The following is a 20,566-nucleotide window of genomic DNA, read 5'->3' as shown; positions in this document are numbered from 1 at the left end:
TTATTGTAATGTGTAGGGTATTGAGGCGTGTAGGCCGTACCGTAGGCGGGTTAAACGTAGTGCCATCCGGCATTGCCTGATGGCGGCTTCGCCTTATCAGGCCTACAGGCTACGATTTTTTATTCCTGTACAGCGCGTCCAGCTTCTCTTCGAACTGGTAGTAATTGATGCTTTCGTACAGCTCGTTGCGGGTCTGCATGATGTCGATCACGTTCTTTTGCGTCCCTTCCTGGCGCAGCACGGTATAGACTTTTTCTGCGGCGCGGTTCATGGCGCGAAACGCCGACAGCGGATAGAGCGCCATCGCCACGTTTGCGCTGCGCAACTCGTCGGTCGTAAACAGCGGCGTCGCGCCAAACTCAGTGATGTTGGCGAGGATCGGCACCTGCGCCACGTCGGCGAACTGGCGGTACATCGACAGTTCGGTGATCGCCTCCGGGAACAGCATGTCAGCCCCCGCGTCCACGTAAGCCTGCGCGCGATCGAGAGCCGCCTCCAGCCCTTCCACCGCCAGCGCATCGGTACGCGCCATGATCACAAAGTTCGGATCGGTGCGCGCATCCACTGCCGCCCGAATTCGGTCTACCATCTCCTCTTTCGAGACGATCGCTTTGTTTGGACGGTGTCCACAGCGCTTAGCGCCAACCTGGTCTTCAATATGCAGCGCGGCGGCGCCCGCTTTGGCTATGGACTTTACCGTCCGCGCGACATTAAAGGCGGAGGAGCCAAAGCCAATATCCGCATCCACCAACAGCGGCAGCGGGCAAACATCCGTGATGCGCCGGATATCGGTTAACACATCATCCAGCGTAGAAATCCCCAGATCCGGCAGTCCGAGCGAGCCCGCCGCTACGCCGCCGCCAGAAAGATAGATAGCCTGATACCCGGCCCGTTGGGCCAACAGAGCATGGTTGGCATTGATAGCGCCGACAATTTGTAATGGATTCTCTTTAGCGAGCGCGGCGCGAAATGCCTGCCCCGGCGAATGTAAAGACATATCTCGTCCTCATGTTAGTAAATTGTTACTCAGGATGTATTCACCAAAGCAAAGGCTATGCCAGGCAAAGAGGCAGCGAGAAAATTAAATACAATGAGATTTAAAAACAGGCAATTACAGTAATGCCTGTTATGAATAAGCGCGATTAAGGGAAAAGAAAAACGTGTCAGCTAACGTTTCATGAAACGAATCACCCTGTTTCATTGCAACATTTATGAAACACGTTTAAAACAAAAAATCGCCCCTTAAAGATGAGCCTACTGCGATGACGACTGCTCACAGCGCTCCGCGCGATAATAGCGATAAACCGGTGATCTGGACGGTCTCCGTAACGCGTCTGTTCGAACTGTTTCGGGATATCAGCCTGGAATTCGATCATCTGGCGACCATCACGCCTATTCAACTCGGCTTTGAAAAGGCGGTGACCTACATTCGCAAAAAACTGGCGACCGAGCGCTGCGACGCGATTATCGCGGCGGGTTCGAACGGGGCCTATTTAAAAAGTCGCCTGTCAATACCGGTGATCCTCATCAAGCCCAGCGGATTCGATGTATTACAGGCGCTGGCGAAAGCGGGAAAGCTCACCTCGTCTATCGGTATCGTGACCTATCAGGAGACCATTCCGGCTTTACTTGCCTTTCAGAAAACGTTTCACCTCCGTCTTGAACAGCGAAGCTATGTCACCGAAGAGGACGCGCGCGGGCAAATTAACGAACTTAAGGCCAACGGTATTGAAGCCGTCGTCGGCGCGGGATTAATTACCGATCTGGCGGAAGAAGCGGGAATGACCGCCATCTTTATTTATTCCGCGGCGACCGTTCGTCAGGCTTTCCATGATGCGCTGGATATGACCCGTCTGACACGGCGACAGCGCGTGGATTACCCATCCGGCAAGGGATTACAAACCCGGTATGAACTGGGCGATATACGCGGCCAGTCGCCGCAAATGGAGCAGCTCCGCCAGACGATTACGCTCTATGCCCGCTCCCGTGCGGCAGTGCTGATTCAGGGGGAAACAGGGACCGGAAAAGAGCTGGCGGCGCAGGCGATTCACCAGACGTTTTTTCACCGCCAGCCTCACCGTCAGAATAAGCCATTCCCTCCCTTTGTCGCCGTCAATTGCGGCGCGATTACCGAGTCGTTGCTGGAAGCGGAACTGTTTGGTTATGAAGAGGGTGCGTTTACCGGTTCACGACGAGGAGGCCGGGCGGGGCTATTTGAAATCGCACACGGCGGCACGCTGTTTCTGGATGAAATCGGCGAAATGCCCTTGCCGTTACAAACCCGACTTTTGCGCGTACTGGAGGAAAAAGCCGTCACTCGCGTCGGCGGACACCAGCCGATCCCGGTGGAGGTCCGGGTGATCAGCGCTACGCATTGCGATCTGGATCGGGAGATAATGCAAGGACGTTTTCGCCCCGATCTCTTTTATCGCCTGAGTATTCTGCGTCTGACGCTTCCTCCTTTGCGCGAGCGGCAGGCTGATATTTTGCCGCTGGCGGAAAGCTTTTTAAAACAGTCGCTGGCGGCGATGGAAATTCCGTTTACCGAATCGATACGTCATGGATTGACACAGTGTCAGCCGCTTTTGCTGGCCTGGCGCTGGCCCGGTAATATTCGCGAACTGCGTAATATGATGGAGCGCCTGGCGCTTTTTTTAAGCGTCGATCCCGCGCCAACGCTGGACAGGCAATTTATGCGGCAGTTATTACCTGAGCTTATGGTGAACACAGCAGAGCTGACGCCTTCAACCGTGGATGCGAACGCGTTACAGGATGTACTGGCGCGCTTTAAGGGCGATAAGAGCGCCGCGGCGCGTTATCTGGGGATTAGCCGCACCACTCTGTGGCGTCGTTTAAAAGCTGGTGCCAAAGACCAGTCGGATAATTAAGACAAATGACCGCGTCCTGAATGCCTGATGGCGCTACGTTTACTGCAGGCCGTCATCCGGCAAAACGGATGCCGGTTGCCAGGAATAAATATACCCGCCGGAAACCCAGGCGGGTATTTTTATGATGCAACGCTTTTATTTCTTTTTATAAATATCAGCCGTACCATGAATTTTATTTTCTGTCTGCCCGGACGTCAGCACCACCACATCCGCCCCTTTTTCATCCGCCTTTTTGATTAAATCTTCTCTGGCATCCAGCGGCGACATTTCCCCGGTGGTGGAAATCGTGCCAATTTTCGTGTATTCGGAGGCGACTTTATCAAAGTCCGTTTTTTTCATAATTTCTGCGGCATAAACGTTTGTCACAACAAACGCTAATGCGCCAAGCATAACCTTGTAGCCAGTTTTCATAGCAAAACCCTCGTTTTATTATTACGCCATCATCGCTTTATCAGAACAAAAAGGCCGTTCGGACTGATTAAATAAGTAGTGTAGATTGCTGGAAAAATCCAGTCAGCCCCCGCTCTGTCGGCGTAACAACGCGGATTAAAACGCCCCTGCTTTGTGATCTCACTCGCAATCATCTGGTTTGACTATTAATAAGATGAAGGTTATTTCTTGAGGCTAAGAGAAGAGTTGCCTATGGAGCCGTTTCATGCCGTTGTGCTTACCGTCAGTCTGTTTGTGTTAACCTTTTTTAATCCCGGCGCGAATCTGTTTGTGGTGGTGCAAACCAGCCTCGCATCAGGACGCCGGGCGGGAGTCATCACCGGCCTGGGCGTCGCCACGGGAGACGCCTTTTATTCCGGGCTGGGGCTTTTCGGTCTGGCGACGCTCATTACGCAATGCGAAGCGGTATTTTCTCTTATCAAAATTGTCGGCGGCGCCTATTTATTATGGTTCGCCTGGAACAGTATTCGCCACCAGGCGACGCCGCAAATGAGCACGCTCCAGACGCCGATTGCCGCCCCGTGGACAATTTTCTTTCGCCGGGGATTAATGACCGATTTATCCAATCCGCAAACCGTACTGTTTTTTATCAGTATTTTTTCCGTAACGCTTAGCGCAGAAACGCCCACATGGGCAAGGTTAATGGCCTGGGCCGGAATTGTGCTGTCATCCGTTATCTGGCGTATTTTTCTCAGCCAGGCCTTTTCGCTCCCCGCTGTCCGCCGCGCTTATGGACGAATACAGCGCATTGCCAGCCGTGTTATCGGCGCCATTATCGGGATGTTTGCGCTCAGACTTCTCTATGAAGGCGTGACGCACCGCTAATGTTTGCCCGGTAGCCTTTGCTACCGGACGATAAGCGTTATCAAAACGCCCATGACACGCTGCCTACAATGCTACGCTCGGCGCCAAAATAACAATAAGAGAGCGAATTACAGGCAGCGACATAGCGTTTGTCCGTCAGGTTATTTACGTTGAGCTGGGCGCTCAAGCCATTTAACCCAATGCTGGATAAATCATACCCTACCACCATATCGACCAGTGTATAGGACGGCAATGTGTGGGTATTCAGGCGATCGCTGGTCACGCCGTTGACGTACCGGATGCCGGAGCCCAAAGTCAGCCCCTCTAACAGACCGCTTTTCACATCGTAGCTTAGCCAGGCGCTGGCCTGGTTCCGTGGAGCATAAACCGCGCGCTTACCCTGTTCTTGCGGGCTACTTTTCTTATAACGGATATCAGTATAGGTATACGCCGCCTGCAAACGGACGCTATCCGACAAATGGCTAATGGCCTCCAGTTCAACCCCTTTAGACTCAATTTCACCAATCGAGCGGTACGGATCGGTAGGTTCTTCTTTGGTCGCGATATTGGTCTGGTTAATACGATACACGGCGGCGCTAAACTGGCTGTTCCCCCCCAGCGGTTCGTATTTTACCCCCGCCTCCCACTGCTTGCCTTTCATCGGTTCCAGCACATTGCCGTTTTCGTCGGCGAAGCTGGTCGGCGTAAACGCGGTAGAATAACTGAGATAGGGGGCGACGCCATTGTCGAACAGATAAAGCAACGCGGCACGGGTGCTGACGTTGTTTTTATCGAGATCGCTGCGTGAATCATGAAGTTTGTCGATGTTAGACACGCTGACCCGATCGTAACGACCGCCCAACGTAAAGCGCCAGCGATCCCATGACATCTGATCCTGTAAATAGTATCCGGTCTGCCGCAGCTTATGTTTTTCACGGCTATACAACGTAATGTAATCCGGCTGAGCGCCATAAACAGGGTTGAAAGCGTCAATCGGCGGAAACGCGCCATAATAGCCAGTAGTATGATTACTGCGATCCTGATAATCGATCCCCACCAGCAGACGATGATTAATCGCCCCGGTATCCACGCTGCCGTCGAGCTGATTATCCAGCGCGATAGCCGACATTTTCTCCCCGGAGCCGGAATAGCCGCGATTCAGCGCCGTTTCATTCAACCAACCTGCGGCATAGACCTGATTCAACGTCACTTTGGTATGCAAATAACGCAATTTTTGCCGTACCGACCAGCCGTTATCGAACAGATGCTCAATGTTATAACCCACCATATTTTCACGGCGATCGTATTTGTCGTAGTCATCTTCACCTTCAAAGAAAGTGTTAGAAATTTTTCTGCCGTTATAAGGTACAACCGTGCCTTGATAAGGCAGTCCGGAGTGGCTACCGCCTTCCGGATCACGGTGCAGATAGGCCATAAGATCAAGACGCGTCCGATCGGTAATTCGCCAGGTCAGGCTCGGCATCAGCGCATAACGTTCCTCTTTCAAGGGGGTAAACTGCGAATCGGCGTAACGTGTCATGCCGCTAAGACGCGCCGCCACACGTTCATTGTCATCCAGTGGGCCGGTCACATCAAAAGCCGCCCCGCGCTGGTTGTGATTGCCGGCAAACAGCTTCACCTCTCCCCCGGCATCAAACGCCGGTTTTCGCGACGTCAGCGCGACAATGCCGCCTGGCGATGAACGTCCATACAGAACGGACGCCGGGCCGCGTACCACCTCGATATCTTCCAGAAACCAAGGGTCAACCACCAACGAACTGTGCGAATTGGTGTCGCCCATCATTTTTAACCCGTCGAGATAGACGTTATCCAGACTACCGTCCGAAAAACCACGCAATACGATGTAATCAAAGCGGTTAGACGCGCCTATCTGATTACTGTATACGCCTGGGGTGTAGCTGACCGCCTGACGCACGCTGGTTGCGCCCTGCTCTTCAAACTGCTGGCGGGTAATAATGGATACCGACTGCGGCGTTTCAATATCTGGCGTCGCCAGCTTGGTCGCGCCACTCTGAACGGGCGAGGTGACAATGACGGTATCATTTTTTGTGGTTTCCTGGGCAAAAAGAGGAAAAGTCGCGCCGCCGATAGCTCCGCCTATCAATAGCGCCATACGCGTTGTCGCAAACATGAACATCTCCAAAGGCATCTTTATTGTAAATAAGAATTATTACCTTTTAGAGATCACGGACCACTATGCGTAACGCCAGATTGCCTATGCGCAATGATAAAAAATCACCCAAAGCGGCAGAAAACCGGGTTAGCGGCGGATATTACCGCTCTGGCGGGGCGCGTTACGCACAGTGGCGGGACGCCGTCAGAGACGCGTCACGCAGCTCGCCGGGCGAGCAGCCATAACGCCGACGAAATGCCGTCGCAAAGTTTGTGGCATGTTGATAGCCTGACATCCAGGCGGCCTGCTGCACGCTGTATCCCTCCATCAGATAACGACGCGCGCGCGCCAGGCGGCAATCGCGCAGATAATCAAACACGGTACACCCATAGGCATGGCGAAACTTGCACCGCAGGCTACTTGGACTCATTGCCGCCCGACGCGCCAGTTCGTTCAGCGTGTAGGCTTTTTCCGGCGTCTGCTCCAGTAAACGCCGAATGAGCTCCAGCCGCTGGTATTCACCGGTGACGGGAAGCCCGCGTTTTTGCGTTGCGGGCTGACATAGATTTAGCGCATAGCCCAGCAATTGCAGCATGATGCCTTCCAGCATTAACTGGCGTGACGCCGCATGAGGTCCGGGCTGCTGCGCATAACGTAGCCCCGAAAGCAGAAACTCCGGCACCTGCCAGACCCTCGCCGAGGTTGCGCTATTTTCCCACTCGTCTGCCAGCGAGACAGGCAAACGCTCCCGCCATCCGCCGTCCGGGTACATTCCCAGCGATAAGGTGCGCAATTTACTGTCTGCGCCGTGATGGGCGCGTATCGTCTGCTGCTCACTCAGTTGCGAGCAAAACGCCATCCCCGCGCTCAACAAAAAGGTCTGCTCATTGACAGCCAGCGCGACGTTACCTTCCAGCACCACCAGCATATACAGCGGACTGCTATGGCGAGAGGTGGTTTCATAAGGTTGTAACACGTGAACATCCGAGCGTGTAATGCAAATCCCGCCGGGAAGCGCTATCTCTTCGATATCGCCATGAAGTACGGGACTACTCTGCGTATACTGCGGTAACGCTGGGAAGCGGTAATCAATGCCATAACGCTCGCCAAACGCGATGAAGTCGCTGACGGAAAAGATCTTTTTCATCGCCGGGGCGGCGGAAGAGTGACAGGAGATCGGAGACATTATCAATACCGTTTATCTGCGTTATACCAGAGCGTTAGCCACTGTGTAACCATATCACTGCGGCCCGGGAACGACAATAAAGATGAGAATAATTATCAACCGCTATTGAGGGAAGAGATAAGGCGAGCAAAGGTGATCGATAAACGCCGATCTGTCGATAAAAACGCGCTTTCGCCAGCGACGAAAGCGCGTCCGGGGGTATCAGTCAGGAGCGAAATCCTGCGGAGGTCATGAGCAGTCTGAATAACATTCCGACGCCCGCCAGCAGAAGCACGCTGGCGCACCATATCGCGACCATCCATACGACTCGCCGCGACCATTTTTTCACTTTAACCATCAGTGATATCCCTCTCCGTGTCGCACTTTTCCACGGAAGACGTAGTAGCTCCAGAAGGTATAAGCCAGGATAATCGGGATGATTATCAGCGCCCCAACCAGCATGAAGCTTTGACTTTGCGGTGGCGCGGCGGCGGCATACAGCGAAATATCCGGTGGAATAATATTCGGCCAAATACTGATGCCTAACCCGCTGAACCCCAGAAAAATCAGCCCTAGCGTGAGAATAAATGGACGCGCATGGGATTCTGGTTTTTTCACGCTGCGCCATAGCCAGATGCTAAAAGCCAACACCAGCACAGGCACCGGCAGGAAGTAGTATAAATTGGGCAGCGTGAACCAGCGCCCGGCGATGTCGTCGTGGGTGAGCGGCGTCCACACGCTGACGCCTCCCATCACCAACAACAAGACGATCAACAACGGGCGCGACAGCGCGCACATCCGGCTATGCAGCGGATCTTCGCTTTTCATAATCAGCCAGGTAGCGCCCAGCAGCGCGTAGGTGACAACCAGACCGATGCCGCAGAACAGATTAAACGGCGTCAGCCAGTCAAGCTGCGAACCGCTAAAGGTTCGCCCTTCCACCTGAAAACCGCTCACCACCGCCCCCACCACAACCCCCTGGGCAAAGGTCGCCAGGATTGACCCGACGATAAAGGATTTATCCCAGAACGCGCGATGCGACTCGGTGGCTTTAAAACGGAATTCAAAAGCGACGCCGCGAAAGATAAGACCAAGCAGCATAACCACCAGCGGGATAGTCAGCGCGTCGGTGATGACGGCATAAGCCAACGGGAACGCGCCAAAAAGCCCGGCCCCGCCCAGCACCAGCCAGGTTTCGTTCCCGTCCCATACCGGCGCGACCGAGTTCACCATAACATCGCGATCGTGTTTATCGCGAATAAACGGAAACAGGATACCGACGCCCAGATCGAACCCATCCATTACGATATACATCAGCGTGGCGAACACGATAATAGCAAACCAGATAACCGGAAGATCGATGGTCATTCGCGTTTCTCCTGCTCAAGCGATTCTCCCACGGCAGAGATAGGACGCGCGGGTCTGCCATCGGTTTCAGCGGTCGGTGTCTCCGCTGGCTGCGGCCCTTTCTGGATAAGACGAATCATATAAATATAGCCAACCCCAAAGACCAGGGAATAGACCACAAAGAAGGCCAGCAAACTGATGCTCATCTGCAAGGTGCTGTGCGCGGAAACCGCATCACGCGTTCGCAGCAGGCCATAGACCACCCACGGCTGACGTCCTACTTCAGTCGTCACCCATCCGGCAAGGATGGCGATAAGCCCGGACGGCCCCATCCACAGCGCAAAGTGCATAAAGGGCCGCGAATGATACAGTCGGCGTCGGTAGCGTAGCCACAGGCTGGCCAGCCCCAGGAAGATCATCAGTACGCCCATGCCCACCATCAGACGGAAAGACCAGAACACCACGGTAGAGTTGGGGCGATCCTCTTTGGGATAATCTTTTAGCGCAGGCACCTGTTTGTCCAGGCTATGCGTCAGGATCAGACTGCCCAACGCCGGGATCTCAAGCGCATAGCGGGTCCGTTCCGCCTCCATATCCGGCCAGCCTACCAGCGTAAGCGGCGTTGGCTCACCGGGCGTATTTTCCCAGTGCCCCTCAATCGCGGCAATTTTGACCGGCTGATGCTTCAGGGTGTTAAGGCCGTGCATATCGCCAATCAATGCCTGAACGGGCGCCACCACGACCGCCATCCATAACGCCATCGAGAACATACGGCGGATAGCCGGCGTATCGTTACCTTTCAGTAAATGCCAGGCAGCGGACGCGCCGACAAACATCGCGCTACTTAAAAACGCCGCAACGGACATATGCAACAGGCGATACGGGAACGACGGGTTGAAAATCACCGCGAACCAGTCCACCGGGACCACCTGACCGTTGTGAATTTCAAATCCCTGCGGGGTATGCATCCAGCTATTAGACGCCAGAATCCAGAACGTCGACATTAACGTGCCCAGCGCCACCATACAGGTAGACAAGAAATGCAGGCCCGGCCCGACTTTGTTCCAGCCAAAAAGCATCACGCCTAAGAATCCCGCTTCCAGGAAGAATGCGGTGAGCACTTCATAGGTTAATAAAGGCCCGGTGATACTGCCGGCGAACTGGGAGAAACCGCTCCAGTTCGTTCCGAACTGGTAAGCCATGACCAGACCGGAGACCACGCCCATCCCGAAGTTGACGGCAAAAATTTTGAGCCAGAACTGATAGAGCGAGCGCCAGACAGGATTACGCGTTTTTAGCCATAAACCTTCCAGTACCACCAGGTAACTGGCTAAGCCAATCGTAATCGCGGGGAAAATAATATGAAAAGAGACGGTAAAGGCAAACTGGAGTCTCGCTAAAAAGAATGCATCAAACTCCATGTTCCCTCCCGTTTATATATAGTCACTTCGTGTAAAATATTCACTGTTCGCAACCAGGTTGAAACGAAACGGTTATTTTCCCCAAACGTAAAAACGTCGGGGAATATCCAGATAAATTACGATTTTTTTTGCGGCTGGCTGTCAGGCTTATCGCCCGACTCTGGCGCTTCGGAGGGGTCGTCTTTTTCGACAGCGAAACGGTAGTATCTATTTAGCATAACATGTCTCCCTTAGTTACATTCACTTGGCAATATCTACCTAGCCGTTATAAAAATAACGGCAAAACAAAAAAACAGCGTCTTCAAGACTATTTGCAATTTCAGCAAAATACGCTTAGCTGAAAGTTAAGAATAGACGTAAAACGATAACCTTCAAGTCAACGCGGTTTACGGGACGGGGGATTAGCACAGGGAGAATGACCGCAACGCTCGCTGCGCGGCGGCCATTTTATATGGTCTATCAAAAAGATAACCGTTAAGGTCCATTCAAACCCGTTAGTTTGCCTTCCCCTCAATCAAGCCATTGATCGTAGAAAATACCGCCGGCGCGCTGGTCGCTTCCGCAAACTCGACATTAATATTTTGCCGACGCAGCATATCGAAGAATTTACGTTGCGCATCAAGAATAACCTGATCGCCTACGCGCATATTTTCTGCTTTAGTTTCAACCAGTAAATAAACGCTGTCGGCGTCCTGACGCTCAATACGGTACACAAAATCCGGCGTAGTAGAGCCCCCCGTATATTTGGGGATCTGAATGGCCCGCTTAGGCAGTTTGCCAAACACAGAAACCTGTTGCGGATAATCGTATTTTAATAGCGGCAATTCTGGATCGACGCTGTCATAACGCAACGGCGGTATTTGATAGAGAGAACGAGGATCGTCTATCGCATTCTCATCCACATTTTTCCCCACAATTTCAGCGCTAATCTCCTCTCTGAACTGCCGTGCCGTGGAATCAAATACCGACGTTGAAGCCTGGAAGTCGAGAGGCAGATAATCGTGGCGCTGCGCAAAATGCGCATTAATCCGCGTCTGTAATGCGCGGGTCATATTGTCCAACGAGATCTCGCTTAAATAGCGTGAATCTCCGTGCAAAACATCACGCAGCATCGCCATTAACACCGGGTGCAGGACGTTAACCGGCAGACTGGTGCGTAACGCCAGTTGCTTAAGAAAATGGCCATATTTCATGCCCGCCATAAATTCGCTGGCGGCTAATTCGCCTTCCCGCTGCGCCACTTCAAAACGGCCATTATCTTCATTCGATACCAGCCGTTGTTGCACCTGGCTTGGCTTCTGGCGTATATACAGCGACGGATCGCGCAGCACCTCGGCGGCAATCTGTTCCAGAGACGCGCCGCTACGCTCGAATTGCAGCATATAACGGCGGGAAAACTGCTCCCAGATACTGCTAAGTTGTTCCCAATTCTCTTTGCGTAACCTGACTCGCAGTCGGGAGGCGGGCTTATTGTCACGAATGCGATCCGCTCGCACCCGCGCCTGCGTCAGCTCAGGGTAGAACTCCAGTAGCCACGCAAAGCCACTTTTGGTTTCCCCGTTAAGCGTGACGCTGGGTTTAAACTCATTACTCCGGTTGATCAGTTTTTTATCATCCAGATCTTCCAGCAAACGAAGCTCCGTAAACGCAGGATCGACTTTTTGCCGCTCGGTGACGATGAGTGTGATCATCGCCTCATCCAGTTTCTGCTCGTTAAGCTGAACTTTGCTGTCGCGATTAATCTCATCAACCAGCATACTGGCAAACGCTTTTTCATCATAACCAATCAGAAACGACAGTCGGGACGGCCACTCTTCCTGATGAACGCGATGGCCGTTTTCATCTACCGGTAGCCGCAGGCCGCGCCCCACTTCCTGAATTTTGCTCGACTCGCTACCGGAAGAACGTAATTTAGCAATGACAAAAACATTCGGGTTATCCCAGCCTTCGCGAAGCGTCCATTTTGAAAACAGAAAGCGGCGCGTTTCCCAGTTGTCGTGATGGTCTGAAAAACTGAGCAACTTCTCTTTATTTTTCAGAATATCATCTACCTCAGCCTGGATCGCCTCATCGCCGCTTCCGCGGTCTTCGCCAAAGTAACCAGCGTGGACGTTTTGGTTATCCGAGTGCAGGCTGGCGAGCGTGGCCTGCAGAAACGACAGATACTCCACTTCTCGCGGCAGGGTCTTGCGCTGATAATCGTCAATCAGTTGCGTCAGTTTCTTTTTCAGCAAACGCTCAAAAGTGACTTTCAACCAGCCTTCGTCATCACGATAGCTTTTAATACTGTCAATAAAGAAAAGGCTTAAGGTCTTAATACGCGGGGCATTATTTTCTGGCTCATTGCTGCGTAAGAAATTTGCCTGCTCGGTATCAAAATGCTTATCAATGGCGTCCTGAATAATCAGTTCCTGGTAGCTCGCGCCAAAGGTTCCTGGCACCAGCGCCATCCCTGCCTCCAGCTCCAGATCGTTCGACAACATTTTACTGCCGGCATATTCGATACTGCCTTCAAATCCTGCATCGACATCGGCGAGATTTTCGCCCACGCCAACCTCGGCAATTTTGCTCCCCCGTCGGAGGATTAATTTCTTTGCCGTGACGCTGTCAACGATATAACGATTGTTGGCCTGTTCTTCGGGGAGATTCGGGTAATAAATATCAATACCTTTCACCAAACCATCGTTAAAACTGTCCACCGCGTTGAGATCAAACTGCGGTTGCCGGCGATAGTAATCTTTACGTACACATTTATTTTTACCCTTACCTTCGACAATATCCGGGAAGGTAGCGCCAAAGCGGACGATCATTTGCGGCTGAATGGCCTGAATCGCTCGATAAAATTTGTTATCTCGCGCAAAACGATGCGGTTCATCAATAATGACCACCGGTCGCGTCATTTGCAGCCCTTTAACAGGCGACGTCAGCCCGCCCAGGAGCGTTTGATCGTAATCGTCTCGCGTCATACTGGCGGAATTGAGCATTTGCGCATTGATCAGCAAAACCTGAATCGTATGGCTATCACGACGGCTGGCATCAGTAAAACTTAATAACTGGGCCGGAAAATTTTTACGCCCCGACTTTACTTTAAAATCACCGGCGTTGATGGTGCAAAGTTCCATCCGCGTATTTTCGTAGAACTGTGAAAAATGCTGTCTGGCGTAATCGCTGGTGATAAAGTTCCGCGCGCCTTCTTTAATGGCTGGCGTCGGCACCACCAGCACAAATTTGAAGAGGCCATACTTCTGATGCAGTTCATACATCAACCGGGTATAGACATAGGTTTTGCCCGTCCCGGTCTCCATTTTAACGTCAATATTGGCCTTATCGTCGTAACGTTCCTTAATCAGCGGATTAGCATAGTGATTATGATCGGCCTGCGCGTGATCGATACCGGTGAAACTCGCCAGAATCGCCGCTAACGCCTGTTCCTGATGGGGAAGTTCTTCCAGTAAAATATTCATCATCATCCCCTCTTAATAACGCTTCACCAGGTTCACTTTTTGATCAAGCTGTTTTAAGCCGATTTCCAGTTCACGAATGGATTCAAGGTCGAAAGAGTAGCCGTAAATGACAATGGTCTGAACCGGAAGCTGGTGCGTACCAATGTGGTTGAGAAGATCGCGGGTCTGCTCTGTTCCCCATCGTTCATCAATCAGATACAGGCGCGTATTATCAACATACCTGGCGCAATAGCCGGAAAAATCAATGGCCTGTACGTCAATATCCATTTTATAACCATCGGCGACCAGCCATGTCGTTAATAAGGTCTCTTCGCCGCTTGCGCCGCCCGGCACGCCCAATCCTCTGGCGGAAAAAGGATTGATCATGTCGGTAAATCCTGACTCGGTGAAAGCGGCCAGTTGACCGCTGGTATTGATAAAATGGCCGGTAGCAATATCGAAGCTATCCAGATCGTCCAGCGTCTGCTGTGTCGGAGTGGCAAAACGATAATGTTTAAAACCGAGATCGCTATTGGTCGCGGGATTGTTGGCGCGGATCTTCGCCGCAACGCGTGTAATTCGCTCGCGGCTGATTTCATCAATAGTGTTATAACCTGCTTTTTTCGCGATAGTGTTATTGCTTAATGCCTGATCGATAGTACACAGAATAAACGTGCGCTGCCCCCCATCTTCTTCATTCAGCGCCATCACCGCATGGGCCGTAGTACCGGAACCGGCAAAAAAGTCCAGAACGACGCCGTCTTTATCGATAGCGAGCTTGATGATTTTCTTCAATAATGCGGTCGGTTTCGGCGTATCAAAAACGTTGTCGCCGAAGAGATCCAGAATCTCCTTTTTCCCCTCTTTATTCGACGCTACGTTATCCCAGTAATTGGTCGTTGGCTGCCCTTTACTGTGATGCGCGTACATGACTCGCTGGGGAATACCGCCGTTATCTTTGCCAAAATAGACCAGATTATCGGCCACCAGTTTTTGGTAACTGGCTTCAGGATAAGCCCATAGTCTTTCGTGTACCGTACCGTTCGGCGTGGTAATTTTATAGGTATAGCCGCCGCCGCTCAGCCCTTTTGACACCGTTAACGGCACCGGCCGCCATTTCCCTTCTGGAAACTGTTCGGTCGGTTCTTTATAGGATTTCTGAATATACTCTTTAGAAAGCGGTTCTAAACGTAAAGCGCCCTGACCGGTTTTGGTATAAACAAGAATGTATTCCCCCTGGATGGAAACGTTATCAGAGTCGTTAGAAATCTCTTTTTTGCGCTTCCACATCACATTGGTGACAAATCCGCCTTCGCCAAAAATCTCATCCATCATTAATTTAAGATTGGCGTACTCATTATCGTCGATAGAGATAAAAATAAATCCGGTATCTTTCAGGAGTTTCCTGGCCAGGAAAAGACGCGGATACATGAAAGATAACCACGCGGAGTGCGTCGATTTACCCTGAATGGATTTTAAACGTGCCAGTTCAGTATCATTAAGACCAAACATATCCTGCAACGCCCGATCGCTATATTCAAAATGATCGGGATAGACAAACCCGTCCGATCCGGTGTTATAAGGGGGATCGATATAGATCATATCGACGGTATCGGCGTAATTATTTTGCAGATGGCGTAACACATCCAGATTATCCCCGGTCAGAAAAAGATTATGGCTGTTTTTATTTTCTGCCAGAGTATTGTGTTCCACGTCAGGAACGATAACGGTAACGGATTTTTCACCTGCCTGTTTTTTTGCGTAATCTTTACCAATAAAATCAATCTGATAACCGCTAGTCAGCTCATCAATATTACGCGCTTTCAGCGCGCGCTCAAATTTGGCGAGATCAAATCCGCCTTTCGCGATCAGTTCGCCCTGCTCGTTATAGCGATCGGCGGTAAAAAATTCCGGTAATGCACGTTGTAACTCAGACAGAAAGGCGCTATTCGGGGCAACAGACTCGTTGTGTTTTTGGTTATCTTTCAACATGATATCTTCGCTCCGTTGATAATTTTAAGGTGCAGCAATCAATTTCTTATAAAGAAAAAAGTAAGCGATGATTGTAATGGTCACGAACGGCAGATGCCATCATTAACCTTTGTTGTTCGTTGAAAGGGCGTAAAAACCACAGGAGGAAGGAGCGCTCCCGGCGACAGTATGCGCCAGGAGCGTAGTGTTTACGTGCGATGACTGATGGCCGACTCCGGGAGGGCGTCGCTATCTGTACCGGAGATGACGACTCCCCGGGTCTCGCGACCAAATGCCACAAATACACAGATTAAAATAGCCACCGCGCCAGCCACGATCGCCATTGCCAACCCGTAATTGCCACCATGCGTTTCCGCGATGCGGGCCTGTAACGTCGCATTAACCGACGCCAGTAAATTACCCAGTTGGTAAACAAACCCTGGCAGCACGGCGCGCGCATTCGCCGGAACCAGCTCGTTCAGCCAGGTCGGCACAACACCCCAGGCGCCCTGCACCATAAACTGCATCAGGAACGCGCCCAGGCCAATCGTGAATGATCCGCTGGAAAATGCCCATAGCGGGAGTACCGGAAGCGCAAGAAAGGCGGCGATCATGATCGCTTTTTTACGCCCAATACGTTCCGATAGCGTACCGTAGAAAATACCGCCGAGCATCGCGGCAATGTTATAAAAAATCGCAATGATACTGATCAGATGCGGATCAAAACCATGCTGCATCTTCAGGAAGGTAGGATAGAGATCCTGCGTGCCGTGACTGAAAAAGTTAAAGAACGCCATGACCAGCACCAGATACAGACACAACTTCCACTGTTTGCGCAGAACAGGAAGCAGCGCGGTATTCTCTTTACGCGCGCTGGCCGCCAGCCAGACGGGGGATTCCGGCACTTTAAACCAGATATAAGGCAGCAAGACAACAGGCAGGGCGCCAATCAGGAACATACCGCGCCAGCCTACCATACTGTAGAAGAGGCCAAAAATAACCGAGGCGAACAGATAGCCGCAGGGATAGCCCGCCTGAAAAATGCCCGACATCAGGCCACGCGAACGATCGGGAATGGTTTCCATCGCCAGTGATGACGCGACGCCCCATATCCCGCCCATCGCCACGCCGTACATGACCCGAAAAATCAGAAATGCCATGAAGGTGGGCGACCAGGCGGAAAGCAGTTCAAACACCGTAAAAAACAGAATATTGAGCATCAGTATCGGTCGACGTCCGTACTTTTCCGCCATTCGGCCAAATAGCAGCGCGCCAATGGGACGTACCGCCAGGGTCAGCATAATCGCAATGGAAACGTCCGATACGGAAGCGTGAAACCATTCGGCGAGATCGCTAAGTACAAAGACAAGGATAAAGAAATCAAACGCATCCAGCATCCAACTGGTAAAGCTGGCAAACGCCACATGTCGTTGTGTCGTCGTCCAGTTCAGGGGGGTGTACATAGGTAGTGTCCTGCATCAAAAAATAACATCAAGCTTTGAAGCGGGCGAAACGCTGGAGCGCTCCCGTCGTCAAAGCGACGTAACAAGGTAGCGTTGCGCTACTTATTTGTTATCTTTTTGTATATAGCAGGTAAAATGTTAGCAAAAATAGACAAATCATTACATATTATTAACAAAGCTTACTGACACATGATTTGTCACACTTTTTATGGGGATTATCTCATGCAAAGGAAAGCGAAGCGTGGCTAGCGTATCGCGACCGGCCTGTCGCCAGACCGATCGCCATTGACGATTACCTCTCGCGCGGCGGGAAACCGGCCTTTTGCAGGGCGGCGGCAATCTGCTCCGCGGATAGCGACGTTTCAACGTCAACCAGACGCGTCGCCGGGTCGGTTCTCACCGTCGCATTAGCATCGAGAGTCAGAATCGTCTTTTTTACCGTACTGGCGCAGCCGCCGCAGGTCATGTCATCAATATGGAACTGCATAGTGAACTCCTTTTGTGTGGGAACTGTTGCCAGTCTGGGCCTTGCCAGTGTTGGAAGGTCAAGCGTAATCTCAGGACTTACAGACGCTTTGCCAGTCCGTGGCGACGAGGACGGCGCAATACCGCTCCGGTACGCGCCTCCGGCTCGCTATCGTCAGGTTGTCCAAGCGTATGCAGAATGGGGCAATCTGGCAGCGCGTCGCCAGCGCAGCAGTGAATCAGCGCTTTGAGGGTTTGCGCCATGTGCTGCATGTTCTGGATACGTCTGTCCAGTTCATCAATGTGCGTCTGCGCCAGGCGTTTGACGTCAGCGCTTTGCCGCGACTGGTTATTCCAAAGATTCAGTAAGTCGCTGATTTCAGCAACTGAAAAGCCGAGATCGCGCGCGCGGCGTATAAAATGCAATTGATTAACATCAGCCTGGGTATAGGCCCGATAGCCGGAATCCGTCCGACTTGCCGCGGGAATCAGACCAATCTGTTCATAGTAGCGAATCATTTTGGCCGAGACTTTCGATGCTTTAGCTGCTTTACCGATGTTCATGACGCTCCTCCTCATGTCGTGGATGTGTCGGATGGGGTTGCCATCGGCGCCCGGAAACGGCGCAGCCGCAAAGCGTTGCCCAGCACGAACACGCTCGACATCGCCATCGCCCCTGCGGCGAATACCGGGGACAATAATATGCCCCAGACCGGAAATAGCGCGCCTGCCGCGACAGGAATCAGCGCCGTATTGTAAGCAAAGGCCCAGAACAGATTCTGGTGGATATTGCGGATGGTCGCTTTAGACAGCGCGATAGCATTCGGCACGCCTTGCAGATTGCCGGACATTAGTACGACGTCGGCGGATTCCACCGCCACATCGGTGCCGGTGCCAATCGCCAGCCCCACGTCGGACTCCGCCAGCGCTGGCGCATCGTTGATGCCATCGCCGACAAACGCCACCTGCCCATACGCCGCTTTCAGGCGCCGTATCGCCTCGACTTTCCCTTCTGGCAATACCTCGGCAACCACGTCATCAATCCCTAACTGTCTGGCGATAGCCTGTGCCGTGCGGGCATTATCGCCAGTGATCATGGCGACCTTAATCCCGAGCTGATGTAAAGCGTTAATTGCGGCGGGCGTACTGGGTTTGATCGGATCGGCCACGGCGATAATCGCCGCCAGTTGACCGTCAATAGCCGCATAGAGCGGCGATTTCCCTTCCTGTCCTAACCGTTCGGCGGTGGTGGCGAAGCCGCTAATATCCACGCCAATTTCGCGCATATAGCGATCGGCCCCCACGTCAACACGCGTACCGGCAACGGTAGCGTATACGCCCATCCCGGTCACCGATTCGAAGCCGCTCATGCCTGGTAGCGCGATCCCTTCCTCTTCTGCCGACACGACAATCGCACGGGCAATCGGATGCTCTGAACGCGATTCTACCGCCGCGACTTTCGCCAGCACCTCACGGCGCTCAAAGCCGCTGGCCACGTCGAGATCGGTCAGTACCGGGCGGCCTTCGGTAAGCGTCCCGGTTTTGTCTACGGCCACCACCTTAGCGTCTTTGAGTAGCTGTAACGCCTCCCCCTTACGGAACAGCACGCCCATTTCCGCCCCACGACCGGTTCCCACCATAATGGAGGTCGGCGTCGCCAGGCCCATCGCGCAAGGACAGGCGATAATCAGCACCGCAACGCCATTGATCAGAGCGAAAGTCAGCGCAGGCGACGGCCCAAACGCCAGCCATACCACAAAGGTCAGCGCAGCAATAAGCATCACCATCGGGACAAACCACAGCGTCACTTTATCCACGACGGCCTGAATCGGCAGTTTTGAACCCTGCGCCTGTTCCACCAGACGAATGATTTGCGCCAGCATGGTCTGTCCGCCGACGGCGGTCGCCCGCAGCGTGAGCGCGCCTTTTTGGTTTACGGTACCGCCCACCACCGCGCTTCCTGCGGATTTCTCAACCGGTATCGGTTCGCCGGTAATCATCGACTCGTCAACGAAGCTGCGGCCTTCGGTCACTTCGCCGTCAACCGGGATCCGCTCGCCTGGCCGAACCTCCACACAGTCGCCCAGCACAACCTCGTCGACAGGGATATCCACGATGCGGCCCTCGCGTAACACATGCGCGACCCGCGCCTGTAGCCCCACCAGACGTTTAATCGCTTCGGAAGTCCGCCCCTTCGCCCTTGCCTCCAGAAAGCGCCCCAGCAGAATAAGCGCGACAATCACTGCGGCGGCCTCGTAATAGACGTTTACCGTCCCTTCAGGCAACAGGTCGGGCGTAAAGGTCGCCACCAGCGAGTAGCCGAACGCCGCAGCGGTTCCCACGGCGACCAGCGAGTTCATGTCCGGCGCCAGACGCGCCAGCGCCGGAAACCCTTTAAGGTAAAAACGGCGACCGGGGATCGTCAGCACCAACAGGGTCAGTGCAAATTGCCAGTACCAGCTTTGTTGCAGGCCAATCGTTTTTATCACCCACTCGTGCATACCAGGAATAAGGTGCGAACCCATTTCAAGCACAAAAACGGGGAGCGCCAGCACGCTGGCGAGAATCAGATCGCGCTTCAGCCTGACGCGCTCGGCCTCTTTTTTCTCTTCAGAGTCGTCTTCGCCCTGCCCCGCCGTCTCTACCGGTCGCGCCTCATACCCCGTTTTTTCAATCGCCGCGATCACCTCCTCCGCCGACGCCGTCCCGCGAACGGTGGCGCGCTCCGTCGCCAGATTCACCGTAGCGTCCGTTACGCCAGGCACAGCCTTAATACCTTTTTCAACGCGAGCGACGCACGACGCGCAGGTCATACCTTCAATAAGCAAGCTTATCGTGTCGTGACGATTTTCTGACTGACTCATGACGAGTTCCCCATCCTGACTATTCGGTATCAGAAAGCCTAAAGCTTGCCATTGTGGGAAGGTCAAGCGTATTCAGGCTGCACGGTTCGGCGAGAATGTGAGATGGCTCATAAAAGAGGATGATGCGAGACATTTACGCCACGATGCCGAC

The 20,566-nt window shown here is 52.8% G+C and carries 17 protein-coding genes; 2 read left to right on the top strand and 15 right to left on the bottom strand.

Annotated features, from left to right (window positions below; genetic code table 11):
• Positions 1-109 precede the first annotated feature (109 nt).
• Positions 110-997, bottom strand: coding sequence for a methylisocitrate lyase (prpB, locus tag ACH0VJ_RS19620; protein WP_000052223.1), 888 nt, complete (start codon positions 995-997; stop codon positions 110-112).
• Between the two features lie 265 nt (positions 998-1,262).
• On the opposite strand from prpB, the gene prpR reads away from it, so the two are divergent.
• Entirely contained in the window at positions 1,263-2,888 is a 1,626-nt protein-coding gene (gene prpR, locus ACH0VJ_RS19615) for a propionate catabolism operon regulatory protein PrpR (protein ID WP_000205274.1), read from the top strand.
• A gap of 135 nt (positions 2,889-3,023) precedes the next feature.
• On the opposite strand, the gene yahO is transcribed toward prpR, so the two are convergent.
• Positions 3,024-3,299, bottom strand: coding sequence for a DUF1471 family periplasmic protein YahO (gene yahO / locus ACH0VJ_RS19610; RefSeq protein WP_000848026.1), 276 nt, complete (start codon positions 3,297-3,299; stop codon positions 3,024-3,026).
• 231 nt (positions 3,300-3,530) lie between these two features.
• Here yahO and ACH0VJ_RS19605 point away from each other — a divergent pair, with 231 nt between their 5' ends.
• Complete coding sequence (locus tag ACH0VJ_RS19605; protein WP_000433131.1) at positions 3,531-4,163, top strand: LysE family transporter; 633 nt, start codon at positions 3,531-3,533, stop codon at positions 4,161-4,163.
• A 40-nt stretch (positions 4,164-4,203) separates the two neighbouring features.
• Here the strand turns inward: ACH0VJ_RS19605 and foxA are convergent, their stop codons facing one another.
• The 13 genes from foxA to golT all read right to left on the bottom strand — a co-directional run bounded on the left by foxA (position 4,204) and on the right by golT (position 20,415).
• A complete protein-coding gene (gene foxA, locus ACH0VJ_RS19600; RefSeq protein WP_001127719.1) occupies positions 4,204-6,312 on the bottom strand; it encodes a ferrioxamine B receptor FoxA in 2,109 nt (702 codons plus the stop codon).
• 145 nt (positions 6,313-6,457) lie between these two features.
• Positions 6,458-7,462 (bottom strand): ferrioxamine uptake transcriptional regulator FoxR, encoded by a 1,005-nt coding sequence (gene foxR, locus ACH0VJ_RS19595; protein ID WP_000074605.1) that lies wholly within the window; start codon positions 7,460-7,462, stop codon positions 6,458-6,460.
• A gap of 95 nt (positions 7,463-7,557) precedes the next feature.
• Positions 7,558-7,749: a hypothetical protein gene (locus ACH0VJ_RS19590; RefSeq protein WP_229024486.1), complete on the bottom strand. Its 192-nt coding sequence runs from the start codon at positions 7,747-7,749 to the stop codon at positions 7,558-7,560.
• On the bottom strand, positions 7,668-7,853 hold the full coding sequence (locus ACH0VJ_RS19585; protein ID WP_306292668.1) for a DUF2474 domain-containing protein: 186 nt from the start codon (positions 7,851-7,853) through the stop codon (positions 7,668-7,670). The genes ACH0VJ_RS19590 and ACH0VJ_RS19585 overlap by 82 nt, the downstream gene beginning before the upstream one ends.
• Positions 7,799-8,809, bottom strand: coding sequence for a cytochrome d ubiquinol oxidase subunit II (gene cydB / locus ACH0VJ_RS19580; RefSeq protein WP_000151041.1), 1,011 nt, complete (start codon positions 8,807-8,809; stop codon positions 7,799-7,801). Before cydB ends, ACH0VJ_RS19585 begins: the two co-directional genes overlap by 55 nt.
• Positions 8,806-10,209, bottom strand: coding sequence for a cytochrome ubiquinol oxidase subunit I (locus ACH0VJ_RS19575; RefSeq protein ID WP_000393711.1), 1,404 nt, complete (start codon positions 10,207-10,209; stop codon positions 8,806-8,808). The genes cydB and ACH0VJ_RS19575 overlap by 4 nt, the downstream gene beginning before the upstream one ends.
• 116 nt (positions 10,210-10,325) lie before the next feature.
• The gene (ssaA, locus tag ACH0VJ_RS19570; protein ID WP_000934834.1) at positions 10,326-10,427 is read right to left on the bottom strand and encodes a small effector SsaA; all 102 of its coding nucleotides are present in this window, start codon (positions 10,425-10,427) and stop codon (positions 10,326-10,328) included.
• Between the two features lie 276 nt (positions 10,428-10,703).
• Complete coding sequence (locus tag ACH0VJ_RS19565) at positions 10,704-13,676, bottom strand: type III restriction-modification system endonuclease (protein ID WP_077906472.1); 2,973 nt, start codon at positions 13,674-13,676, stop codon at positions 10,704-10,706.
• A gap of 9 nt (positions 13,677-13,685) precedes the next feature.
• Entirely contained in the window at positions 13,686-15,644 is a 1,959-nt protein-coding gene (locus tag ACH0VJ_RS19560) for a site-specific DNA-methyltransferase (RefSeq protein WP_000910367.1), read from the bottom strand.
• 188 nt (positions 15,645-15,832) lie between these two features.
• Positions 15,833-17,086: an MFS transporter gene (locus tag ACH0VJ_RS19555; RefSeq protein ID WP_000288509.1), complete on the bottom strand. Its 1,254-nt coding sequence runs from the start codon at positions 17,084-17,086 to the stop codon at positions 15,833-15,835.
• 292 nt (positions 17,087-17,378) lie between these two features.
• Positions 17,379-17,573 (bottom strand): gold resistance metallochaperone GolB, encoded by a 195-nt coding sequence (golB, locus tag ACH0VJ_RS19550; RefSeq protein WP_001159470.1) that lies wholly within the window; start codon positions 17,571-17,573, stop codon positions 17,379-17,381.
• Positions 17,574-17,650: 77 nt separating this feature from the next.
• Entirely contained in the window at positions 17,651-18,115 is a 465-nt protein-coding gene (gene golS, locus ACH0VJ_RS19545) for an Au(I) sensor transcriptional regulator GolS (RefSeq protein WP_001020583.1), read from the bottom strand.
• Positions 18,116-18,126: 11 nt separating this feature from the next.
• Complete coding sequence (gene golT, locus ACH0VJ_RS19540; RefSeq protein ID WP_000083321.1) at positions 18,127-20,415, bottom strand: gold/copper-translocating P-type ATPase GolT; 2,289 nt, start codon at positions 20,413-20,415, stop codon at positions 18,127-18,129.
• Positions 20,416-20,566: the final 151 nt, after the last annotated feature.

The organism is Salmonella sp. 2020_1459, from assembly GCF_043847915.1.
GTDB classification, from domain to species: domain Bacteria; phylum Pseudomonadota; class Gammaproteobacteria; order Enterobacterales; family Enterobacteriaceae; genus Salmonella; species Salmonella enterica.
This window is presented reverse-complemented; position numbering and strand designations above follow the sequence as displayed.

Coding starts and splice junctions, on each gene's coding strand:
- prpB (WP_000052223.1), bottom strand. CDS start 997: ATGTCTTTACATTCGCCGGGGCAGGCATTTCGCGCCGCGCTCGCTAAA.
- prpR (WP_000205274.1), top strand. CDS start 1,263: ATGACGACTGCTCACAGCGCTCCGCGCGATAATAGCGATAAACCGGTG.
- yahO (WP_000848026.1), bottom strand. CDS start 3,299: ATGAAAACTGGCTACAAGGTTATGCTTGGCGCATTAGCGTTTGTTGTG.
- ACH0VJ_RS19605 (WP_000433131.1), top strand. CDS start 3,531: ATGGAGCCGTTTCATGCCGTTGTGCTTACCGTCAGTCTGTTTGTGTTA.
- foxA (WP_001127719.1), bottom strand. CDS start 6,312: ATGCCTTTGGAGATGTTCATGTTTGCGACAACGCGTATGGCGCTATTG.
- foxR (WP_000074605.1), bottom strand. CDS start 7,462: ATGTCTCCGATCTCCTGTCACTCTTCCGCCGCCCCGGCGATGAAAAAG.
- ACH0VJ_RS19590 (WP_229024486.1), bottom strand. CDS start 7,749: ATGGTGCGCCAGCGTGCTTCTGCTGGCGGGCGTCGGAATGTTATTCAG.
- cydB (WP_000151041.1), bottom strand. CDS start 8,809: ATGACCATCGATCTTCCGGTTATCTGGTTTGCTATTATCGTGTTCGCC.
- ACH0VJ_RS19575 (WP_000393711.1), bottom strand. CDS start 10,209: ATGGAGTTTGATGCATTCTTTTTAGCGAGACTCCAGTTTGCCTTTACC.
- ssaA (WP_000934834.1), bottom strand. CDS start 10,427: ATGCTAAATAGATACTACCGTTTCGCTGTCGAAAAAGACGACCCCTCC.
- ACH0VJ_RS19565 (WP_077906472.1), bottom strand. CDS start 13,676: ATGATGAATATTTTACTGGAAGAACTTCCCCATCAGGAACAGGCGTTA.
- ACH0VJ_RS19560 (WP_000910367.1), bottom strand. CDS start 15,644: ATGTTGAAAGATAACCAAAAACACAACGAGTCTGTTGCCCCGAATAGC.
- ACH0VJ_RS19555 (WP_000288509.1), bottom strand. CDS start 17,086: ATGTACACCCCCCTGAACTGGACGACGACACAACGACATGTGGCGTTT.
- golB (WP_001159470.1), bottom strand. CDS start 17,573: ATGCAGTTCCATATTGATGACATGACCTGCGGCGGCTGCGCCAGTACG.
- golS (WP_001020583.1), bottom strand. CDS start 18,115: ATGAACATCGGTAAAGCAGCTAAAGCATCGAAAGTCTCGGCCAAAATG.
- golT (WP_000083321.1), bottom strand. CDS start 20,415: ATGAGTCAGTCAGAAAATCGTCACGACACGATAAGCTTGCTTATTGAA.